Origin of the sequence: Halomonas sp. A40-4 (assembly GCF_015767635.1) — a bacterium.
Classification (GTDB): Bacteria; Pseudomonadota; Gammaproteobacteria; order Pseudomonadales; family Halomonadaceae; genus Vreelandella; species Vreelandella janggokensis.
Genome location: NZ_CP065230.1, coordinates 3,467,839 through 3,485,760, shown reverse-complemented (window position 1 = coordinate 3,485,760; position 17,922 = coordinate 3,467,839). Strand labels below are relative to the sequence as shown.

Here is a 17,922-nt window from a genome sequence, read left to right as displayed (position 1 = left end):
ATCCCGCAGGATGGTCGGACAGGTTGAATGCAGCGTGACTTATTCGACGGCTAGCGCCGCATCGATGATGGCTTGGCCGTTAGGGACGTTTTCGGCGAAGTTTTTATACGAGGTTTCACGGGCGATCTCGAGCCAGGCGTTGTAATCCTCTTCGGTCATCTTGACGACCTCAACACCGTTTTCCTCGTAGACGTCGACCATCTGCTGGTCAATGGCGGCGGCCTCTTCGGCAAAGAACGCCTCGGCTTTTTCGCCAGCGTCCATCAACGCCGCCTGCTGCTCATCGTTGAGGCCCTGCCAGACTTGCTCGGAGATCAGGATGGGTTCGTACATGAACCAGAGGGCAAAATCGCCGGGCTCGGTCAGGCACTCGACCTGTTCGTACAGACGATAGGACACAAACGACATGGAAGAGGTGTTGGCGGCGTCGAGTACGCCGGTTTGCATGGCGGTGTAGATTTCCGATGACGGCATTGAGGCGATGGACGCCCCGGCGGCCTCGAGCATTTCTTCAAATGCCGGCCCCGCTGCACGGAAAACCTGACCGTCCACGGTGTCGGGCGAGGTGATGCACTGCTCGCTGGAGGCAAAGCCGCCGGACAGCCAGGCATCGGCCAGCACGCGCGCACCGCCTTCCTGAATGACATCCTTGATCATGTCCATGTATTCCGAATCATTAAGACGCTGGGCGTGCTCGTGGTTGCGCACCAGCCCGGGCATCAGCGTGGCGGAAAACTCCGGGTGACGGCCGCTGGCATAGTCGAGCGGCAGTGAGGTGATATCCAGCCGCCCCCGCGCCAGCGCGCCCCATTGCTCGCGCGCCTTGAACAGTGATTGGCCAGGGTAGACTTCTATTTCAAGGCCGACGTCAGCGTTGGCCACTTCCTCGGCCATCATCTGGACCATTTCGTCGCGCACATCGCCCTGGCCACCAGGAAACTGGTGGGATGCGCGCAGTACGGTATTGGCTGAGGCGTGCGAAGCGGCGATTGCCAGTCCTAAAGCGGCGGCAGTGACTAGGTGGTTACGTTGCATGTGGCGTCTCCAACGGTTGTTGTTGTGGTCTTGGATTGGCTTTTATGTATTCATCAGCCGAGCTGATATATACATCAATAGGCGCTACGTATGCTAATGTCAACTTTATGACATATTCTTTATGTACAATTTAGCGCTGCCAATAAAGGGGGTGACGCATGCCAGGCTCGAAACGCTCCAACGCCCAGCGGCTCAAGGATTCACTGGAAGACGACATCATTAACGGACGCCGTTCGCCCGGCGAGCGGCTTGATCCGGAAACCCTGGGGGCGGAGTTCAACGTCTCACGCACGCCGGTTCGAGAGGCGATTCAGCAACTGGTGGCCAGTGGTTTGGTGACGGTCTCCCCCAAAAAGGGCACCTTCGTTGCCAGGGTAGGCATCGACCAACTGATCGAGATGTTTGAGGTCATGGCCGAGCTGGAGGGCATGTGCGGTCGGCTGGCCGCACGGCGCATTACCGATCAGGAGTTGTCTGCCCTGCGTGAGGCGCATCAACGCTGCGAAGCGGCGGCGCTGGCGGGGGACACCGATGAGTATTACTACGAGAACGAAGGTTTTCACGACTGTATCTACACGGCGAGCCACAACACCTTTCTCGCCAGCGAGGCACGCCAGCTCAAGCAGCGCCTGAAGCCGTATCGACGGTTGCAACTGCAGGTTCGCCAGCGCGTGCACAACTCGCTCAGCGAGCACCAGGCTATTTTCGATGCCATCGAATGCGGCGATGCGGTACGTGCCCAGCAGGCGCTCAGCGATCACGTACTGATCCAGGGCGAGCGCTTCAGCGACTTTGTGTCCAGCGTGCGCCGGATGGAAGGCGCGCCCGTCAGCCAAACGGGGTGAACGGCTAATGTCTTAATCGGTGGGGTAATGGTCCTTGCCGACATTTCGTTGAACGGTGACACTCTCTTCTATCGACTGAAGGCTTCTATCGTCTGAAGGGAGAACCACCGTGTCCCGCCATATTGCGCTACTCGCCTATCCCGACTGCCAACTGCTGGATGTGAGCGGCCCCTGGCAGGTATTTGCCACTGCCAATGAACTGAGCCAACGTCCGCTCTATCAGCTAACCCTTGCGGCCAGTGTGCCCGGCAAGCTGATGACCAATGGCGGTTTGGCGCTTGATGCAAGTCATTCCCTCGACCAGTTGGCGTCGCTAGCGCCGCTGGATACCCTGCTGGTGGCGGGCGGCAGCGGCGTGGCCCGTCAATGTGAGATGCCCGAGATGCTGGCGACGCTGCGCGCGCTCGCCCCGCAGGTACGCCGCCTGGGATCTATCTGCAGTGGCGCTTTTTTGCTGGCGGCGGCTGGGCTTCTGGACGGCCTGCGCGTGACCACCCATTGGCGATACGCCGACGCGCTGGCCAGTGCCTACCCGTCACTCAAGGTAGCGCCGGACGCACTCTACGTTGAAAGCGGTGGCCGTTATACCAGCGCGGGCGTGACGGCGGGGATCGATCTGGCACTCTCGTTGTTGGAAGCCGATCACGGCGCCGAGCTGGCCGGGCGCGTGGCCCGCGAGCTGGTGGTGTTCTTGCATCGCCCTGGCGGGCAATCCCAGTTCAGCGAGATACTGCGCGGCCAGCAATCCGCGGGCCCGCTGCGCCGCCTGCTTGACCACTTGCATGCCGACCCCGCTGGCGAACATGCCGTGGATCAAATGGCGGCTTTCATGGCCGTTACGCCGCGCCATCTGTCTCGGTTGTTCAGGCGGTATCTGAACACCACACCGGGCGCTTATCTGACGCAGTTGCGGCTCGAACAGGCTCGCCTTGCCTTACTCGACACGCATCAGCCCGTCGCGTTGGAGCGGTTAGCAGCGCGCTGGCGGCTGGGCGGTGCCGAGCAACTGCGCCGACAGTTCCAGCGCTACTACGGGGTCTCCCCCTCCGTCTATCGCCAACGCTTTGCGTCTTCCCATGCGGATTCCACCCTGGAGCATCACTCATGCCTTTAACCGTCACTCTGTTATCGCTCTGCCAGGCGCTGCTGGTCACTGGTAATGTCCTGCTGATTGCCGTTTCGCCGTTGATCGGGGCCTCTCTGGCGCCCAGCGCGTCATTGTCCACTGCACCGGTTGCCACCCAGTGGCTGGGATTGATGTGCGCCACCATTCCCGCCTCGCTGATCATGGCCAGGCTGGGCCGCAAGCGCGGGTTCATGCTGGGCAACATAGTGGGATTGGTGGGCGCGCTGGTGGCCGTTCAGGCGTTGATGAGCGAACGTTTTGGGCTGTTCTTGCTGGCGACCTGGTTGATCGGCATCGGCATTGGCTTTGGTCAGCTGTATCGCTTTGCCGCCGTGGAGGCGGCGCCTGTGCACCTGCGTGATCGGGCGATTGGCTTGGTGATGGGCGGCGGTGTCCTGGCCGCGTTTGCCGGGCCGTGGCTGGCAAGAGTCAGCCGGGAACTGGGTGAGGTGCCGTTTCTGGGCAGCTTTGCCGGTCTGGCTGCCATCTACGCCCTGGCGTTGGTGGTGCTGATCCTGACGCAATTACCGCCCGCTTCGCGCACCCACGGTGAAGGCACCGCCTTGCCGATGGGCAGGATAGTCTGCCAGCCCGGGTTTATTGTGGCGGTGAGCGCGGCGATGGTCGGTTACGGCGTGATGAATCTGGCCATGACCGCAACGCCGCTCGCCATGGCGGGAGCGGGGCACGACTTCAACCACGTCTCGATGACCATTCAGTGGCACGTGGTGGCCATGTTCTTGCCTTCGTTCTTTACGGGTCACTTGGCCACTCGCTTCGGTGCCAAACAGATCATCGTGGTAGGCTGCCTGCTATTGGTGGCAAGCGCACTGGTCGCTCAGTTGGGTATCAGTCTCGCCGGTTTCAACGTGGCGCTGATGCTGCTGGGCCTGGGGTGGAACTTTACGTTCCTGCCCGCCACCGGGCTGCTCACCGAAAGCTACCGGCCGGTGGATAAAGCCCGTACTCAGGCCGCCAACGAGTTTCTGGTGTTTGGCACCGCCGCTACCACGGCTCTGATGGCGGGGCCATTGGTCAGCAGCCTGGGCTGGGCAATGCTCAACCTGCTGTTGATACCTGTCGCGCTGGTGCCCGTGATGGTGCTGGTGTGGCAGTACCGAGCCCGGTTGGCAAATGCCACGCGGTGATCGTCAAGGCGCTTGGCACGAGGATGCAGGCGTTGCCGGGTGTCTCCCGGCAGTCGGCCAGCGGTTCGGATTACTTCTCTACACACACGAACGAGCAGGAACACTCATGATTGCCAAACGGGAACGCGGCAAACTGGAGCGCCGGCTAATTGCTGCGCTGACCGATGCCTGCGAACAGGCCAAAGCGGAGGTGGTTGGGTTTGTCTGGCTGACCCACTGCGTTGACTATCAGAACTTCCCCGCAAGCCTTGTCGTTATCTGGGTATTTGATACTGATGCACACCTGGCTTCAGCGCTGAAAGGAGGCGACAAGCAGCGCCTTCATGACCTTACGGCCAATGCCCTGGTTGATGCGGGCGTGGCAATCGACAGCGTTAGCCAGCATATCGATTTCGATAGTGAGCAGTCGTGCCAGCATACTCACGGTGGCGACTGGCAGCGCCGGTTGCGCTCCCGTGCCGCGAGGCACTGATGGCCAAGAAAATCGACAGTCCCTGCATCTCGGCTTGCCAGTTGAAAGGAGGCATGTGCACTGGCTGTGGGCGCAGTATTGAAGAGATCCGCCACTGGAAGTCGATGAAGCGGCCCGAAAAACTATCCGCCATCAAGCGGGCCGAACAGCGGCGCAAAAAACTCAACAAATAGCGTTTAGGCTTGGGTTGGTCACCGCTCAAGCTGTTACCAATGGCCGCCACTGGCCAGAGGCAGTGACGGTAACGACGTGGTAGCCTGGGGCAAAGCCGACCTAGGAGCCCTGTCGTTATGCTTGAAACATTCAGCCACAGCGCCCTGGCTGGTCAGTTCTTTGGCCTGGTCGCCCTGGTGATTTGCCTGGTGGCATTTTCAAGCAAGCACGATGACCGCCTGCTGGTGCTGCTGATCTCGGCCAACGTGGCCTTTGCGCTGCAGTTTGTGTTCTTCGGGAGCTGGACCGCCGCTGCGCTGACGGTGCTGGTGATCGTACGCATCGTGCTGGCTCGGCGCTTTCTGGGCAGCAAGCCGGTCATGACGGGAGTACTGGCGGTCAGCGGTATCGCGGCATGGCTTACCTGGCAGAGCTGGATCGACGTCTTGCCCCTAACGGCCATGGTGCTGGGCACGCTGGGCATGTTCCTGCTGCGCGGCATCGCCATGCGCGTCTTCCTGGGGCTGGCGGCCCTGGCATGGATGCTCAACAACCTGCTGATCGGCACGATTGGCGGCACGCTTGCCGAAGCCCTGATCGTGGTCACCAATATCATTACCATCATTCGGCTGGCGCGTGCCAAGCGCAAATATCCCGAGGTGTTCGAGGGCGTCGAGCAACACGACCCGTCCTAGCTGCTATGCTGAAAGAGGTTTTAACCTAGCGAGGAGCGCGGCCATGGCCGGTGGATGGGCAAAAGACGGCGCTGAACAAGCGCAGATAGAAAGCACCCTGGAAGACGCGGTGCAGCGAGCCCGCAGCCAATTGCCCCGGGGCGAAAGCCTGGACACCTGCGAAGAATGTGGCGAGCCGATCCCCGAGCCCCGCCGCAAGGCCATTCCTGGCGTTCGGCTGTGCGTTGACTGCCAGGCGGCCGTGGACAAGAAGCAGGCAAGCGTCAGCGGCTATAACCGTCGAGGCAGCAAGGATAGCCAGCTGCGCTGAGCGGTCTTCCTTGTCGGCTAGGCATCGTGATTGGTGTCCGGCAGTTGCTTGAAGTAGATATAGCGATGCAGGCGAATCGCCGGGCGTAACAGCAGCTGCACGCTGCCGATCACGAACAGCCAGACGCCCAGTGTTCTGAGGCTGCCTTCGTAGAAAAAGCAGACGCTGCCGATGGTGAACCAGATCCCCAACATGAAATCATTCAGAATGCTCAGCGCTTCATAGCGTTGGTGCACCACCAATTCCCTGTGTCCGAGTGTGAACGTCCAGTCGCGTGTCTTGGGGTCCTGTTCGCGCTGCATGCCTTTTCTCCTTAATCAATAGCGGATGCTTTCGCCGAGAGGCTGATGAGCGCCTCATACAAAAGTGTCACACGCGTTTAATCAGCGTCGGCGTATCCATTATAACTTGATGCTATCGTGGCTTTGCATAACCGTCTTCAAAGTAAAGTACTGTGCCCACTAACGCGGCATTGATGCGAAAGGTGAGCTGGTTGGGTCATAGGGGTGAGGCATGGTCAATGACGTGTTGCTCAAAGACGTCGAAGACGAGCTTGGACGAGGTTCCTGGCGACTACGCTTTGCCGACCATGTAGAAGCGCATTTCGAGGCCGATACGCAGCGTCAGCGCAGCCGAAACATGGTGGTGGCAGGGCTGATAGCGGCGTTTATCTATAATCTCTTCCTGATCAACGACTTCAGTTTTCGTCCCGATGCGTTTACCACCGCGGTGGCGTTTCGGGCGGGGGTAATGCTGCCCGTCGGGCTGACTATCCTCTGGTGGGTATATCGCGGGGTTTCGCCTCGAACTCGCGAATTTCTGATGGCCAGCACGGTGATCTGTGCCACGCTAATCTCCTGCATGATTCTTGTCTCGTCCACCGCGCGCTACTCCTACCTGGATGTGTTCTCCTTCGGGCTCATTCTGGTGGTGGGTAATATCGTCTATTCGTTGCGTTTCGGCTATGCGCTGGCGTCCTCAGTGCTCAGCGTTCTGATTATCGTGGCGTTTGTGGTTAACTACGCCCCAATGCCGCTGGAAATCAAGCGACTGGCCATCTTTACCCTTCTGGCCAATGGGGCCTTCACGCTGGTGGCCAACTATCGTCTCGAGCGCAGCGAACGGCTTGCCTATCTGCATGTGTTGCGGGAAAAGCTGCGCGCAGGTCATTACCTGAAAAACAATGAAATGCTCTCCCAACTGTCGCTGACCGATCCGCTGACGAACCTGGCCAACCGTCGCCAACTCGATATGGAATTTGCGACGCGCTGGCGTGAGGCCGTCGATAAAAACGCCTGGCTAGGGCTCATGGTGATCGATATCGACCACTTCAAGGCCTACAACGACCGTTATGGGCACCTTCAGGGTGATGACTGTTTGCGTCAGGTGGCCAGGGCTATGCAGCTGAATAGCCGCAGCGCCGATCTGGTAGTGCGGTTTGGCGGTGAGGAATTCGTTGTGCTCATGGCGGAAGCGTCGCCGGAAGCTGCCGAGCCCGCGGCCGAGCGTATCCGTCGCGGCGTCGAAGCCCTGCAGATAGCCAATGCCGGGGTCTCGCCTCAGGCGGTTGTCACGGTCAGCGTGGGCGTGGCGGTGCTGCCCCCAGAGGCAAACATGACCGCTGACGATATACTCTCCCACGCCGATCAGGCCCTTTATCAGGCCAAGCGCCGGGGCCGTAATCGTATCTGGGTGGCTAACCCGGTTGATTTACCAAACGCCGATGACGCTGCTGGTGACTTATTTAGATCAGCACGGTAGCGCCTATCAGCAATGCCATGGCCTGAGGACACGCGGGTTCAGCTGCTTTGCTCGGTTTCCTGATGCGTCTGGATAACGTTCAGAAAGCCCTCGCCGTAGTCCGTCAGCTTGCGCGCGCCGATGCCGGAGATGGCGCCCAGTGCCGCCAGGCTCTGAGGGGTCTGCTCGACCATCTCGGCCAGGGTGGCGTCGTGGAAAATCACATAGGCAGGTACGCCCTGGGCTTCAGCCAGTTCCCGGCGGTGCTGACGCAGGGCTTCCCACAGCGGGCCGTGGCCCTGCGGCACAGAGGTGCTTTTGCTTCCCCGTCGAGTTGCCTTGGCTTTGCTTGGTTTGCGCAGGGTGAGGGTCTGCTCGCCGCGCAGCACCGGCTTGGCATTGGCAGTGAGCTTGATGCCGCCGTGCCCCTCCATATCCACGCTCAAAAAGCCGCTGGCAATCAGTTGGCGAAAGAGCGCTCTCCATTCGCTGGCCGCGAGGTCTTTACCAATGCCGAAGGTGCTGAGGCGGTCGTGGCCAAAGCGGGTGATACGCTCGTTACTTTTGCCTAGCAGTACATCCACGAGGTAGGTCACGCCGAAGCGCTGTTCGGTGCGGTAGACACAGGAGAGCGCCTTTTGCGCCGCCACGGTGGCCTCCCATGTCTCGGGCGGCGTCAGGCAGTTGTCGCAATTGCCGCAGGGGGCGTCCAGATGATCGCCAAAATAGTGCAACAGCGCCTGGCGGCGGCAACTTATGATCTCGCAAAGCCCCAGCATGGCATCGAGCTTCTGCTGTTCGATGCGCTTTTGATGGTCGGCGGCGCTGGAGTCCTGCTGCATCTGGCGCAGCGTGATCACGTCCTGAAGCCCGTAGGCCATCCAGGCATCGGCGGCCAGGCCGTCGCGCCCGGCCCGGCCGGTCTCCTGGTAGTAGGCTTCGATGCTCTTGGGAAGGTTGAGGTGGGCGACGAAGCGCACGTCCGGCTTGTCGATGCCCATGCCAAAGGCGATGGTGGCCACGACGACCACACCCTCTTCGCGCAGAAAGCGGGTCTGGTGGTACTGGCGCTGCTCGGGGGGAAGCCCCGCATGGTAGGGCAGTGCCGTCAGCCCCTGGCGCTCCAGCCAGGCGGCGGTTTCCTCCACCTTGCGCCGGGAAAGGCAGTAGACGATACCCGCCTCGCCGTCGTGGTGCTCACGAATAAAGCGCAGCAACTGCTCCTTGGCGTTACCCTGATTCTCGGCGATATGGTAGCGAATGTTGGGCCGGTCAAAGCCGCTGTTGTAAAGCGCCGCTTCCTGAAGCTGCAGATGCTCCATGATATCGCCCCGGGTGGGCACATCGGCGGTGGCGGTGAGGGCGATGCGCGGCACGTGGGGGAAACGCTGATGAAGCTGGGAAAGCTGGCGATACTCGGGGCGGAAATCGTGGCCCCACTGGGAGACACAGTGGGCCTCATCAATGGCGAACAGCGCAATCCGGGTCTGCTCCAGTAGCATCTGCATACGCGGCGTGGCCAGCCGCTCGGGCGCGACATACAAAAGATCCAGTTCCCCCGCTCGCAGGCGGTTCTCAACCTCGACCGCCTCGTGATAATCGAGGCTGGAGTTAAGGTAAGCCGCCCTGACCCCGTTCTGTTGAAGTGCCGCTACCTGATCCTGCATCAACGCGATCAGCGGCGAAACCACAATGGCGGTGCCTTCGCGGAGTAGCGCCGGGATCTGATAGCACAGCGACTTGCCTCCGCCGGTGGGCATCAGCACCAGCGCATCGCCACCGGCGATTACATGCTCAATGATCGCCTGCTGCGGGCCGCGAAAGCTGTCGTAGCCAAATACCTCCTGCAGTACCTTGAGGGCTGCCGGGTGAGGGTCGCCGTGCATCAATGCTCTCCTTGTCTCGTGCCTGAGAGAGAATTGTCGCACGAAAAACCCGAGGGGCGTCTGCCTAGCGAATCCCCGCCCGTAAAAACGACTGCACGAACTGGCGCTGGAAGAGCAGGAAGGCGACCAGTAGGGGGGCGATACTCAACAGGGTGGCGGCACTCACCGTCGCCCAGTTAACGCCGGTTTCCGGTGCCGAAAAGACGCCCAGCCCGACGGTTAACGGACGGCTCTCTACCGAGTTGGTGACGACGAGTGGCCACAGGAAATTGTTCCAGTGGTGGCTGATCGAGACCAGGCCGTAAGCCAGGTAGGTGGGCTTGGCCAGCGGTACATAGACCTTCCACAAAATTTCCAGCCAGTTGCAGCCTTCGATGCGCGCAGCGTCCTCCAACTCCCGGGGGATGGTCTTGAACGTCTGACGCAACAGGAAAATCCCGAAAGCACTGGCCACGTAGGGCAGGCCGATCCCGGTGATGGTGTCGATCAAGCCCAGCCCGCTGGCGATACGGTAGTTCTCGACGATCAGTACTTCGGGAAACACGAACAGCTGAATCAGCACCAGCATGAACAGGACGTTCTTGCCGGGCACCGGAAAACGGGCAAACGCGAATGCCGCCAGGGTACAGACCACAAACTGGGCGAATACCACGCCGGTCACCAGTGCAAAGGTGTTCAGGTAGTAGCGGGCAAAGGGCGCCTGTGACCAGGCATCGGTGAAGTTTTCCAGCGTCAGCGGGGCGAATATTTCAAAATTCACCATGAATTCGCTGGGATGAAAGGCGGCCCAGAACGCATACAGCAGCGGAAAGACCCAGATAACCGCCAGCAGCCATGCGGCCACCGTTTCAAGCGACGGAATGGAGACATAACGAGAGCGGGGCGCAGTGGTCGTTGTGGTGTTCATTGGTAGTGCGTCCTGCGATCAAGGATCGTGAACTTCAGCGTTGCGACCACGGCGAGCACCAGAAGAATCACTACCGTAATGGTCGCCGCCGTGGTGCGGTCGAAGAACGAGAAGGCATTTTCGTAGACGTAATAAAGCAGCAGGTTGGTGGCGTTGTTGGGCCCACCCTTGGTCAGGATAAACAGGTGATCCACCACGCGTACCGCGTTGATCAGCGCATTGATCAATACAAAGAGTGTGGTGGGCATCAGTAGCGGAAAGGTAACCCGCCAGAAGAAGCTCCAGCGGCCGGTCCCTTCAAGGTCAGCGGCTTCCTTGAGTTCCGGTGGAATACTCTGTAGCGCGGCCAGGTAGAAAATCATGAAGAAACCGGCTTCCTTCCACACCGACATGACGATCACCGAGCCGAGGGCCACGCTTGGATCGCCCAGCCAATTCACGCCGGAAAATCCCAATGTTTCCAGCAGGCTATTGAACAGGCCGATCTGCGGTGCATAGAAAAACATCCAGATATTGGCGGCGGCGATCATCGGCAGGATGGTCGGCGTGAAATAGGCCATACGCACAAAGCCGCGCCCCGACAGCTTGCCGTTGACAAACAGCGCCATGCCCAGCGCCAGGGCAATGGAGGTGGGAATGGTGCCCAGCGCATAGAGCAGGTTATTACGCGCCACCTGCCAGAAGGTCGGGTCGTCAAACAGCACCTGATAGTTCTCGACCCCGACAAACGCCGCGGGCTCGCCACGAAAGCCGGGAAGAAAAAGGCTGTTGATGACGGTCATGATCGTGGGCAGATAGGCGAAAGCAGCCAGCAGTACGGCGGCAGGCAGCAACAGCAGCGCGCCGTAAAGTTGCATTTTAGCGTGGGCGGTTAGTGTCATGATTGAACACCGCGAGTCCGGAAAAAGCCGGGGCGCACCCCGGCGAATATGAAAGCGTTATGTTTTTTTGACGCGCCTTAGCGGGCGTAGCGGCGTAGCACACCTTCGGCCTCTTGCTGTGCCTGAGAGAGGGCGTCTTCAGGCGTCATCTGACCGGTCAACGCGGCTTGAACGGCATTGTCCAGAGCGCGGCGCACACGGCCACCCTGGTAGGTGGAAAGCTCCGCCGTGCTGTGTTCCAACTGATCCCGGGCGACCGCCGCAGGCGGGAAGTTGGCGACGTAGTCTCGCAGGGCTTCGGTTTCGTAGGCAGCAGGGCTGACGCCCATGTAGCCGGTCTCGATAGACCAGGCTGCGGCACGTTCAGGGGCGGTCATCCAGCGGATAAACGTCATTGCTGCCTGCTGTTCTTCTTCCGTCGTATCTTCAAAAATGTAGAAGTTGCCGCCGCCGGTGGGGCTACCGCGCTGGGTTTTCATCGGCAGCATGGCCACGCCAAAATCGAAGTCTGCTTCGCTACGCACAGCACTCAGGTTGCCCGTGGTGTGCCACATCATCGCGGTGGATTCCTCGATAAAATTCTGGCGCAGCGTGCCCCATTCGATGGTGTCGTCAGGCATGGCACCGTGCTCATTGGCCAGCGATACCCAGTATTCAAGCGCTTCAATGGCGGCAGGGTCATCGAAATAGACCTCGGTACCGTCTTCGCTCATCAGCCGGTGGCCGTTCTGGAAGGCGAAGGCCTGGAACATCCAGTAGGGGTAGCCGGTGGACGGTACCATCACGCCCCATTGCTCGCCGTCGGAGGCCTCGCGCACGGTGGCGGCCATTTCGACCATTTGTTCCCAGTTCTCGGGGGGCGTTTCGGGGTCGAGGCCGGCGGCTTCAAAGGCGTCTTTGTTCCAGAACAGCACGATGGTGGAGCGCTGGAAGGGAATGCCATAAGTTTTGCCATCCAACTGGCCGTTTTCCATCAGCCCGGGGTAGAAACTATCGAGCCACTCGCGTTCTTCGTCGCTTTCGACCAGATCGTCGAAGGCCACGATGGCATCTTGTTCCAGCAGTTCGTAGAGGTCGATGGAGAACATGACCGACAGCTGCGGCGTATCTCCCGCTTCCATCGCCGACATGGCGCGTACTCGGGTGTCGTCGTAGTTGCCTGCGTAGATGGCTTCCACGTCGATATCGGGATGCTCGCTTTCAAATTCGTTGACCAGGTCGTCGACCACATCGGTCAGCGCACCGCCGACGGCGACCGGGTAGTACATGGTCAATTCGACCGGGTCGTTGGCGGCGACCTGACCGGCGCTGAGCAGGCCAGCGGTGAGGGCAGAAAGAGCAAAGGGGAGACGGGCACGCATGGGAGACACCTCAACGTTGGGATTGGAGCTGGGAGTGGCGCAATTCATCTTGCGGTGAACCAGTGGGTAATTCGCTTTCCGGGGATACGGTGGGCATGAGTGAGTAAGCGGCAAGATCGTCACGACGCAGGCCGTCCTCGGCGAAGAGGTGCGCGGCGGACGCAGGCCAGCCGATCCGGCAGTGCTGGCCGGTAATCGCGTGGCGGCCGCGCAGTCGGATCCGCAGGGTATGGTCGCCGACCGCCAGGTGGGCGATGGTGTCGGCGCCCAGATATTCGTCGCTCAGCACCTTTGCCGGTACCCCGGAAGCTGATGCAGGGCGTAGCTCGATATCTTCCGGGCGGATGCCCAATTGCCCGTTGGCGGCTTCCAGCGGGGCTACCGTTGTGTCGGGTTCGCTTTCAATCACGGCACCCTGTTCGCCTGGCACAAGCGGCAGCAGGTTCATGGCCGGGCTGCCGATAAAGCTGGCGGCAAAGGCACTGGCCGGGCGGTTGTACAGCTCGTCAGGAGTGCCATCCTGCACGATCTTGCCGTGCTGCATCAGAATCACACGATCCCCCATGCTCATGGCTTCGACCTGATCGTGGGTGACGTAGATCACTGTCATGTTAAGGCGGCTTTGCAATGCCTTGATTTCCCGACGCATATCGCTGCGCAGCCGGGCGTCAAGGTTGGAAAGCGGCTCGTCCATCAGGCAGATCGGATGTTCGGAGATCACCGAGCGCGCCAGCGCCACGCGCTGGCGCTGGCCACCGGAAAGCTGGGCCGGTTTGCGGTTCAGGTAGTCGGTGAGGTCAACGAGTTCGGCGACCTTGGCCAGCCGCTCGCGCTGCTCGGCCTTGGGTACCTTGCGGCTGCGCAGACCAAACACGATGTTGTCAGCTACGCTCAGGTGCGGGAATAGTGCGTAGGACTGAAACACCATGCTCAGCCCACGATCCCCAGGCGGCAACCGGGTAACGTCGCGATCACCGATATGAATACGCCCGTCGCTGGCCTCTTCAAGGCCAGCAATCATGCGCAATGTGGTCGATTTACCGCAGCCCGACGGCCCCAGCAAAATGACGAATTGACCCGGGGTGACGTCGAAGGAAATACGATCGACAGCGGGTATCGCGTCCCAACGTTTGGTAACGCGTTCCAGGCGGATACGCGATTGGTCCATAACACTCATCACCGGCTGTTGGTTGTTATTGATCCAGCTTGTGTTGAAGGTGTTGCACTTGCATGACACTTACATGGATGGATGGTTACGTTAGCTGTGTCAAGCGAAATATTTACTTGGAGACCGTAATACCGTAACGCTGCAGTCGGCGTACGACGCTTGACTGGCTGATGCCCAGCCGCTCGGCGATGGCGTAGGTGCTGGGTAGCGTGGCGCTTAGTTCTTCAAAGGTTTGTCGCTCTAACCTTGCCAGATACTGTTTGAGGGTCTCGTGGGGAGCGATGGGTAATGTGTTGGAGGGGGGCGAGGCGCTTGGCGCATTCGTGGCGGGTTGTTCAGCGTGAGGGTGAACGGCAGGCGTTTCGATTTGATCGGTGGGGCTGGAAAGCCAGGCCCTCTCCAGCCAGTTTTCCAGTTCGCGGACGTTGCCCGGCCACTCGCTGCCCATCAGCGTCGACCATACCTGATTACCCAGGATTTTTTGCCGACCGTAGCGCTGGTTCAGCCGGTTCAGGCAGGCGTCGACAAGGTCGGGAATATCCTCGCGGCGGTCGCGAAGCGGCGGCAGGGTGACGGGAATCACGTTAAGGCGGTAGTAGAGATCCAGCCTGAAGTGCCCGGCTTCGACCTGCTTGGCCAGGTCCTGATTGGTGGCGACCACCAGGCGGAAATCGACCCGACGCGGTCGTGTATCGCCCAGGCGGGTCAGGCTGCCATCCTGAATCACCTTGAGCAGTTTGGTCTGCATCAAAAGCGGCAGCTCGCCGATCTCATCCAGAAATAGCGTGCCACCTTCGGCCTGCTCCAATAGTCCCGCTTTGCCCTGCCTGGCCGCCCCACTAAAGGCACCGGGCTGGTAGCCGAACATTTCTGACTCGAAAAGGTTCTCGGGGATGGCGGAACAGTTGACGTCGATAAAAGGGCCGTTACAGCGTTGGCTCCAGCGGTGTAATTGCTTGGCGAAGGCGGTTTTCCCCACGCCGGACTCGCCCAGCATGAGCACGTTGGCATCGGAGGGGGCCACGCGCTTGAGCAGCAGGGCAATTTCGCGCATGACATTGCTTCTGACCTGGAGGTCATCCAGGGCGTCATCCAGCGCCTGCTCTTCGGCATCGGGGGCGGCATGGCTGCGCTTCAGGTGTTCGCTGAAGCGTTTTTGCAGCAGAGCGTATTCATCTTGCAGCAACTGCAGGTCGGTCAAGTCCCGCGAGCGGCTGATGACGCGCTCAAGTTTGCCCTCCACAAAGACGGGGTAGGCTTCGGCAATGACTCGTCGGCCTGTCCCGGTGACCTGCATAAGCTGCGCAGGCCGACGCGTACGCATTACTTCAAGCGTAATCGACGGCTTAAGCACCCCCGCGGCCTGTAGCTGTTGAACGCTGCTGGCAAGCAGTTCCTCCCGTGATAACCCGTAAACCGCTTCAGCGCCCGGGCTGATATCCAGCACGCGGCCGTCGCCACCAACGATGAAGAAATGGTCGTTGGCTGTTTCCACGATGGTTTGCAGGACGCAGCTATCGATGTCGCTCACCGGGCGCTCCTTTGATGCGTTTCTGAATCGATAATGCATTCTTGAATCAATTGGCCCTATTTTCAATGCATTTTTGCATCAAAAGAGCTTTTTAACGACGCCCAATGGCGGTCTGTGCGCGAAATGGAAGTTGGCACGGTACCTGCAGTATTCAACAGTAGTCAGGCCGGATATGGCTCAATCAATAACAAGCTGGAGATGAGTATGTCGGACTTTAATCAGCCGATGGGCGGCAACAGCATGCCACGCTTTGCCGGCCCCGCGACCATGATGCGCCTGCCCACGCAGGAGACGGCTCAGGGGTTGGACGCCGCCTTTATCGGCATTCCCATGGATATTGGCACGTCAAACCGCCCGGGCACACGCCTTGGGCCGCGCCAGATCCGCGATGAGTCGCGCATGCTGCGCCCCTACAACATGGCGACCCGCGCGGCCCCCTTTGAAAGCCTGCAGGTGGCAGACATCGGCGACGTACCCATCAATACCTTTCACCTGCCGAAAAGCGTCGACATCATTACCGCGTTTTACGACGAGGTGCTCAAGCATGACTGCATTCCGCTGACCCTTGGCGGCGAACATACGCTGACACTGCCGATACTGCGCTCCATTGCCAAGAAACATGGCCCGGTGGGGCTGATCCACGTCGATGCCCACGCCGATGTGAATGAGCACATGTTTGGCGAGCCGATTGCCCATGGCACGCCGTTTCGCCGTGCCCAGGAAGAGGGGCTGCTGGCCGCCAACAAGGTCGTGCAGATAGGCCTGCGGGGGACGGGATACGCCGCGGAAGATTTCGACTGGTGTCGTGAGCAGGGCTTCCGCGTTGTGCCCGCCGAAGAGTGCTGGTACCGCTCGCTGGCGCCGTTGATGAAGGAAGTGCGCGAACAGATGGGCGATATCCCGGTATACATCAGCTTTGATATCGACTCCCTGGATCCGTCGGTTGCCCCTGGCACCGGCACGGTGGAAATGGGCGGCCTGACGTCTTCCCAGGGGCTCGAGATCGTCCGGGGCGCGTCAGGCTTGAACATTGTCGGCGGTGATCTGGTGGAAGTCTCTCCCCCCTATGACACAAGCGGCAACACGGCATTAATGGGGGCCACGCTGCTGTATGAAATGCTCTGCGTACTGCCGGGCGTGAAGACCGGCAGTTAATTCGATAATTGCGATAAAAAGCGCCGACTTAACAAGGCGTAGACGATAACGATGCAAGTTAAGAAGCGGTGTTGTCCGCCGCTTCAGAAATCGCCAGCTCACCTCCAATAAACCTTCAATACAGGTGAACCCATGTCCTCGCATGTGCAGTTAGACGAGCCAAGCGCCGATGAACCGATCCAGCGGCGCCATCTCATTAAATTCTTAATTCCCTCCCTGATTGGGGTGCTGTTGTTCTTGGTGCCCTTTCAGGTAGGCGACACCATTAACATCGGCATGGGCCTGATGGCCGATGGGTTGCAAACCCTGCTGGGAGCGGCGCTGCCTGCTATCGCCACGGTGGTATTGTGCTTCTCGGTCGTCGCCACGCTGTACGCCAAACTGGTGAACCCTTCCTGGGCGAAATCGGGCGTGCTGAACGAAATGTTTCACGTCGGGCCTGTATGGCTGGGTATGCGCATCCTGGGCGCGCTGTTTGCCTTGATGACGTTTTTTCAGGTAGGCCCCGAATTCGTCACCGCATCGTTTACCGGTGGCGTGATGCTTAACGATCTGGCGCCGGTGCTACTGACCTTCTTCTTTGCTGCGCTGCTGCTGCCGTTTCTGGTCGAGTTCGGCTTCATGGAGTTTATCGGCAGCCTGGTGCGCAAGCCGTTTCGGGTGATTTTCAACCTGCCGGGCCGCAGTGCTATCGATGCCACCGCGTCGTGGATGGGGTCGGGTACCGTCGGCGTACTGATTACCACGCAACAGTATGAGCAGGGCTACTATAACGGCCGCGAAGCCTCGGTGATTGCCTCCAACTTTTCGGTGGTCTCGATTGCCTTTGCGCTGCTCGTGACCAGCTTTGTGGATATTAACCACCTGTTTGTGCAGTTTTATTTCACGGTGGTCGTGGCGGGGTTGATCGCCGCGGTGATCGTGCCGCGTTTGCCGCCACTGTCGCGCAAAGCCAATGACTACTATGAGCCGGTAGGGTGCCAGATCAGCGAAAAACCCACCGCTAAAATAGGTCTGTTGCGTTACAGCTTGCTGCAAGCCACGCGTCGCGCCGCCGGTGCGCCGGGGCCAAGGGAACTGGCAAAGCTGGCGCTGCTGAACGTCATGGATATTTTCCTCGCACTGCTGCCGCTGGTGTTTGCCATTGGCACGGTAGCGCTGATTCTCGCCGAATTTACCCCGCTGTTTACCTGGCTTTCCTATCCCATGGTCCCGGTGCTGGAGCTGCTGCGAATTCCCGAGGCAGAAGCGGCAGCGCCCGCGACGCTGGTGGGCTTTGCCGACATGTTTCTGCCGGCGGTACTGGCGACCAATATCGAAAGCGAGCTGACCCGCTTTGTGATTGCCTGCCTGTCGCTCACTCAGTTGATTTACATGTCGGAAATCGGCGCGCTGCTGCTCAAGTCGAAGATCCCGATCAAGCTCTGGGAACTGGTGGCGATCTTCCTGCTGCGGACCGCCATCACGCTGCCGATCATTGCCTTTATAGCCCATACGTTTTTCTTCTAA

The 17,922-nt window shown here is 59.9% G+C and carries 18 protein-coding genes; 10 read left to right on the top strand and 8 right to left on the bottom strand.

The annotated features are described in order from the left end of the window. Window positions 1-39: 39 nt before the first annotated feature. On the bottom strand, window positions 40-1,035 hold the full coding sequence (gene dctP, locus IT895_RS16275) for a TRAP transporter substrate-binding protein DctP (protein WP_085918963.1): 996 nt from the start codon (window positions 1,033-1,035) through the stop codon (window positions 40-42). A gap of 158 nt (window positions 1,036-1,193) precedes the next feature. Between dctP and IT895_RS16270 the strand changes: the two genes are divergently transcribed. The 7 genes from IT895_RS16270 to IT895_RS16240 all read left to right on the top strand — a co-directional run bounded on the left by IT895_RS16270 (window position 1,194) and on the right by IT895_RS16240 (window position 5,784). Further along, entirely contained in the window at window positions 1,194-1,880 is a 687-nt protein-coding gene (locus IT895_RS16270) for a GntR family transcriptional regulator (RefSeq protein WP_085918964.1), read from the top strand. Window positions 1,881-1,989: 109 nt separating this feature from the next. Beyond that, window positions 1,990-2,994, top strand: a complete 1,005-nt coding sequence (locus IT895_RS16265) for a GlxA family transcriptional regulator (RefSeq protein WP_199284058.1) — start codon at window positions 1,990-1,992, stop codon at window positions 2,992-2,994. Further along, a complete protein-coding gene (locus IT895_RS16260) occupies window positions 2,985-4,154 on the top strand; it encodes an MFS transporter (protein WP_199284057.1) in 1,170 nt (389 codons plus the stop codon). The genes IT895_RS16265 and IT895_RS16260 overlap by 10 nt, the downstream gene beginning before the upstream one ends. Before the next feature lie 106 nt (window positions 4,155-4,260). Then, on the top strand, window positions 4,261-4,626 hold the full coding sequence (locus tag IT895_RS16255) for a hypothetical protein (protein ID WP_199284056.1): 366 nt from the start codon (window positions 4,261-4,263) through the stop codon (window positions 4,624-4,626). Then, on the top strand, window positions 4,626-4,799 hold the full coding sequence (locus IT895_RS16250) for a DUF1289 domain-containing protein (protein ID WP_085918968.1): 174 nt from the start codon (window positions 4,626-4,628) through the stop codon (window positions 4,797-4,799). The genes IT895_RS16255 and IT895_RS16250 overlap by 1 nt, the downstream gene beginning before the upstream one ends. Window positions 4,800-4,916: 117 nt before the next feature. Beyond that, window positions 4,917-5,474, top strand: a complete 558-nt coding sequence (locus IT895_RS16245) for a YgjV family protein (RefSeq protein WP_199284055.1) — start codon at window positions 4,917-4,919, stop codon at window positions 5,472-5,474. A 43-nt stretch (window positions 5,475-5,517) separates the two neighbouring features. Then, on the top strand, window positions 5,518-5,784 hold the full coding sequence (locus IT895_RS16240) for a DksA/TraR family C4-type zinc finger protein (protein WP_085918970.1): 267 nt from the start codon (window positions 5,518-5,520) through the stop codon (window positions 5,782-5,784). A gap of 17 nt (window positions 5,785-5,801) precedes the next feature. Here the strand turns inward: IT895_RS16240 and IT895_RS16235 are convergent, their stop codons facing one another. Continuing rightward, a complete protein-coding gene (locus IT895_RS16235; RefSeq protein ID WP_085918971.1) occupies window positions 5,802-6,086 on the bottom strand; it encodes a YrhK family protein in 285 nt (94 codons plus the stop codon). Between the two features lie 211 nt (window positions 6,087-6,297). Between IT895_RS16235 and IT895_RS16230 the strand changes: the two genes are divergently transcribed. After that, window positions 6,298-7,545, top strand: a complete 1,248-nt coding sequence (locus IT895_RS16230; RefSeq protein WP_199284054.1) for a GGDEF domain-containing protein — start codon at window positions 6,298-6,300, stop codon at window positions 7,543-7,545. Window positions 7,546-7,583: 38 nt separating this feature from the next. Here IT895_RS16230 and recQ read toward each other — a convergent pair whose 3' ends face one another. From recQ to IT895_RS16200, 6 genes are all read right to left on the bottom strand, one after another. Continuing rightward, a complete protein-coding gene (gene recQ / locus IT895_RS16225; protein WP_199284053.1) occupies window positions 7,584-9,410 on the bottom strand; it encodes a DNA helicase RecQ in 1,827 nt (608 codons plus the stop codon). A 64-nt stretch (window positions 9,411-9,474) separates the two neighbouring features. Beyond that, window positions 9,475-10,317 (bottom strand): carbohydrate ABC transporter permease, encoded by an 843-nt coding sequence (locus IT895_RS16220; protein ID WP_199284052.1) that lies wholly within the window; start codon window positions 10,315-10,317, stop codon window positions 9,475-9,477. Then, a complete protein-coding gene (locus IT895_RS16215) occupies window positions 10,314-11,198 on the bottom strand; it encodes a carbohydrate ABC transporter permease (protein ID WP_085920478.1) in 885 nt (294 codons plus the stop codon). Before IT895_RS16215 ends, IT895_RS16220 begins: the two co-directional genes overlap by 4 nt. A 77-nt stretch (window positions 11,199-11,275) precedes the next feature. Then, window positions 11,276-12,559, bottom strand: a complete 1,284-nt coding sequence (locus tag IT895_RS16210) for an ABC transporter substrate-binding protein (protein ID WP_199284051.1) — start codon at window positions 12,557-12,559, stop codon at window positions 11,276-11,278. Between the two features lie 10 nt (window positions 12,560-12,569). After that, window positions 12,570-13,727, bottom strand: coding sequence for an ABC transporter ATP-binding protein (locus tag IT895_RS16205; RefSeq protein WP_199284050.1), 1,158 nt, complete (start codon window positions 13,725-13,727; stop codon window positions 12,570-12,572). 112 nt (window positions 13,728-13,839) lie between these two features. Continuing rightward, window positions 13,840-15,258, bottom strand: a complete 1,419-nt coding sequence (locus IT895_RS16200) for a sigma-54 interaction domain-containing protein (protein ID WP_199284049.1) — start codon at window positions 15,256-15,258, stop codon at window positions 13,840-13,842. A 204-nt stretch (window positions 15,259-15,462) separates the two neighbouring features. Here IT895_RS16200 and speB point away from each other — a divergent pair, with 204 nt between their 5' ends. After that, the gene (gene speB / locus IT895_RS16195; RefSeq protein WP_085919983.1) at window positions 15,463-16,413 is read left to right on the top strand and encodes an agmatinase; all 951 of its coding nucleotides are present in this window, start codon (window positions 15,463-15,465) and stop codon (window positions 16,411-16,413) included. Between the two features lie 132 nt (window positions 16,414-16,545). Then, window positions 16,546-17,922: a YjiH family protein gene (locus IT895_RS16190; RefSeq protein ID WP_199284048.1), complete on the top strand. Its 1,377-nt coding sequence runs from the start codon at window positions 16,546-16,548 to the stop codon at window positions 17,920-17,922.

Coding starts and splice junctions, on each gene's coding strand:
- dctP (WP_085918963.1), bottom strand. CDS start 1,035: ATGCAACGTAACCACCTAGTCACTGCCGCCGCTTTAGGACTGGCAATC.
- IT895_RS16270 (WP_085918964.1), top strand. CDS start 1,194: ATGCCAGGCTCGAAACGCTCCAACGCCCAGCGGCTCAAGGATTCACTG.
- IT895_RS16260 (WP_199284057.1), top strand. CDS start 2,985: ATGCCTTTAACCGTCACTCTGTTATCGCTCTGCCAGGCGCTGCTGGTC.
- IT895_RS16255 (WP_199284056.1), top strand. CDS start 4,261: ATGATTGCCAAACGGGAACGCGGCAAACTGGAGCGCCGGCTAATTGCT.
- IT895_RS16250 (WP_085918968.1), top strand. CDS start 4,626: ATGGCCAAGAAAATCGACAGTCCCTGCATCTCGGCTTGCCAGTTGAAA.
- IT895_RS16245 (WP_199284055.1), top strand. CDS start 4,917: ATGCTTGAAACATTCAGCCACAGCGCCCTGGCTGGTCAGTTCTTTGGC.
- IT895_RS16240 (WP_085918970.1), top strand. CDS start 5,518: ATGGCCGGTGGATGGGCAAAAGACGGCGCTGAACAAGCGCAGATAGAA.
- IT895_RS16235 (WP_085918971.1), bottom strand. CDS start 6,086: ATGCAGCGCGAACAGGACCCCAAGACACGCGACTGGACGTTCACACTC.
- IT895_RS16230 (WP_199284054.1), top strand. CDS start 6,298: ATGGTCAATGACGTGTTGCTCAAAGACGTCGAAGACGAGCTTGGACGA.
- recQ (WP_199284053.1), bottom strand. CDS start 9,410: ATGCACGGCGACCCTCACCCGGCAGCCCTCAAGGTACTGCAGGAGGTA.
- IT895_RS16220 (WP_199284052.1), bottom strand. CDS start 10,317: ATGAACACCACAACGACCACTGCGCCCCGCTCTCGTTATGTCTCCATT.
- IT895_RS16215 (WP_085920478.1), bottom strand. CDS start 11,198: ATGACACTAACCGCCCACGCTAAAATGCAACTTTACGGCGCGCTGCTG.
- IT895_RS16210 (WP_199284051.1), bottom strand. CDS start 12,559: ATGCGTGCCCGTCTCCCCTTTGCTCTTTCTGCCCTCACCGCTGGCCTG.
- IT895_RS16205 (WP_199284050.1), bottom strand. CDS start 13,727: ATGGACCAATCGCGTATCCGCCTGGAACGCGTTACCAAACGTTGGGAC.
- speB (WP_085919983.1), top strand. CDS start 15,463: ATGTCGGACTTTAATCAGCCGATGGGCGGCAACAGCATGCCACGCTTT.
- IT895_RS16190 (WP_199284048.1), top strand. CDS start 16,546: ATGTCCTCGCATGTGCAGTTAGACGAGCCAAGCGCCGATGAACCGATC.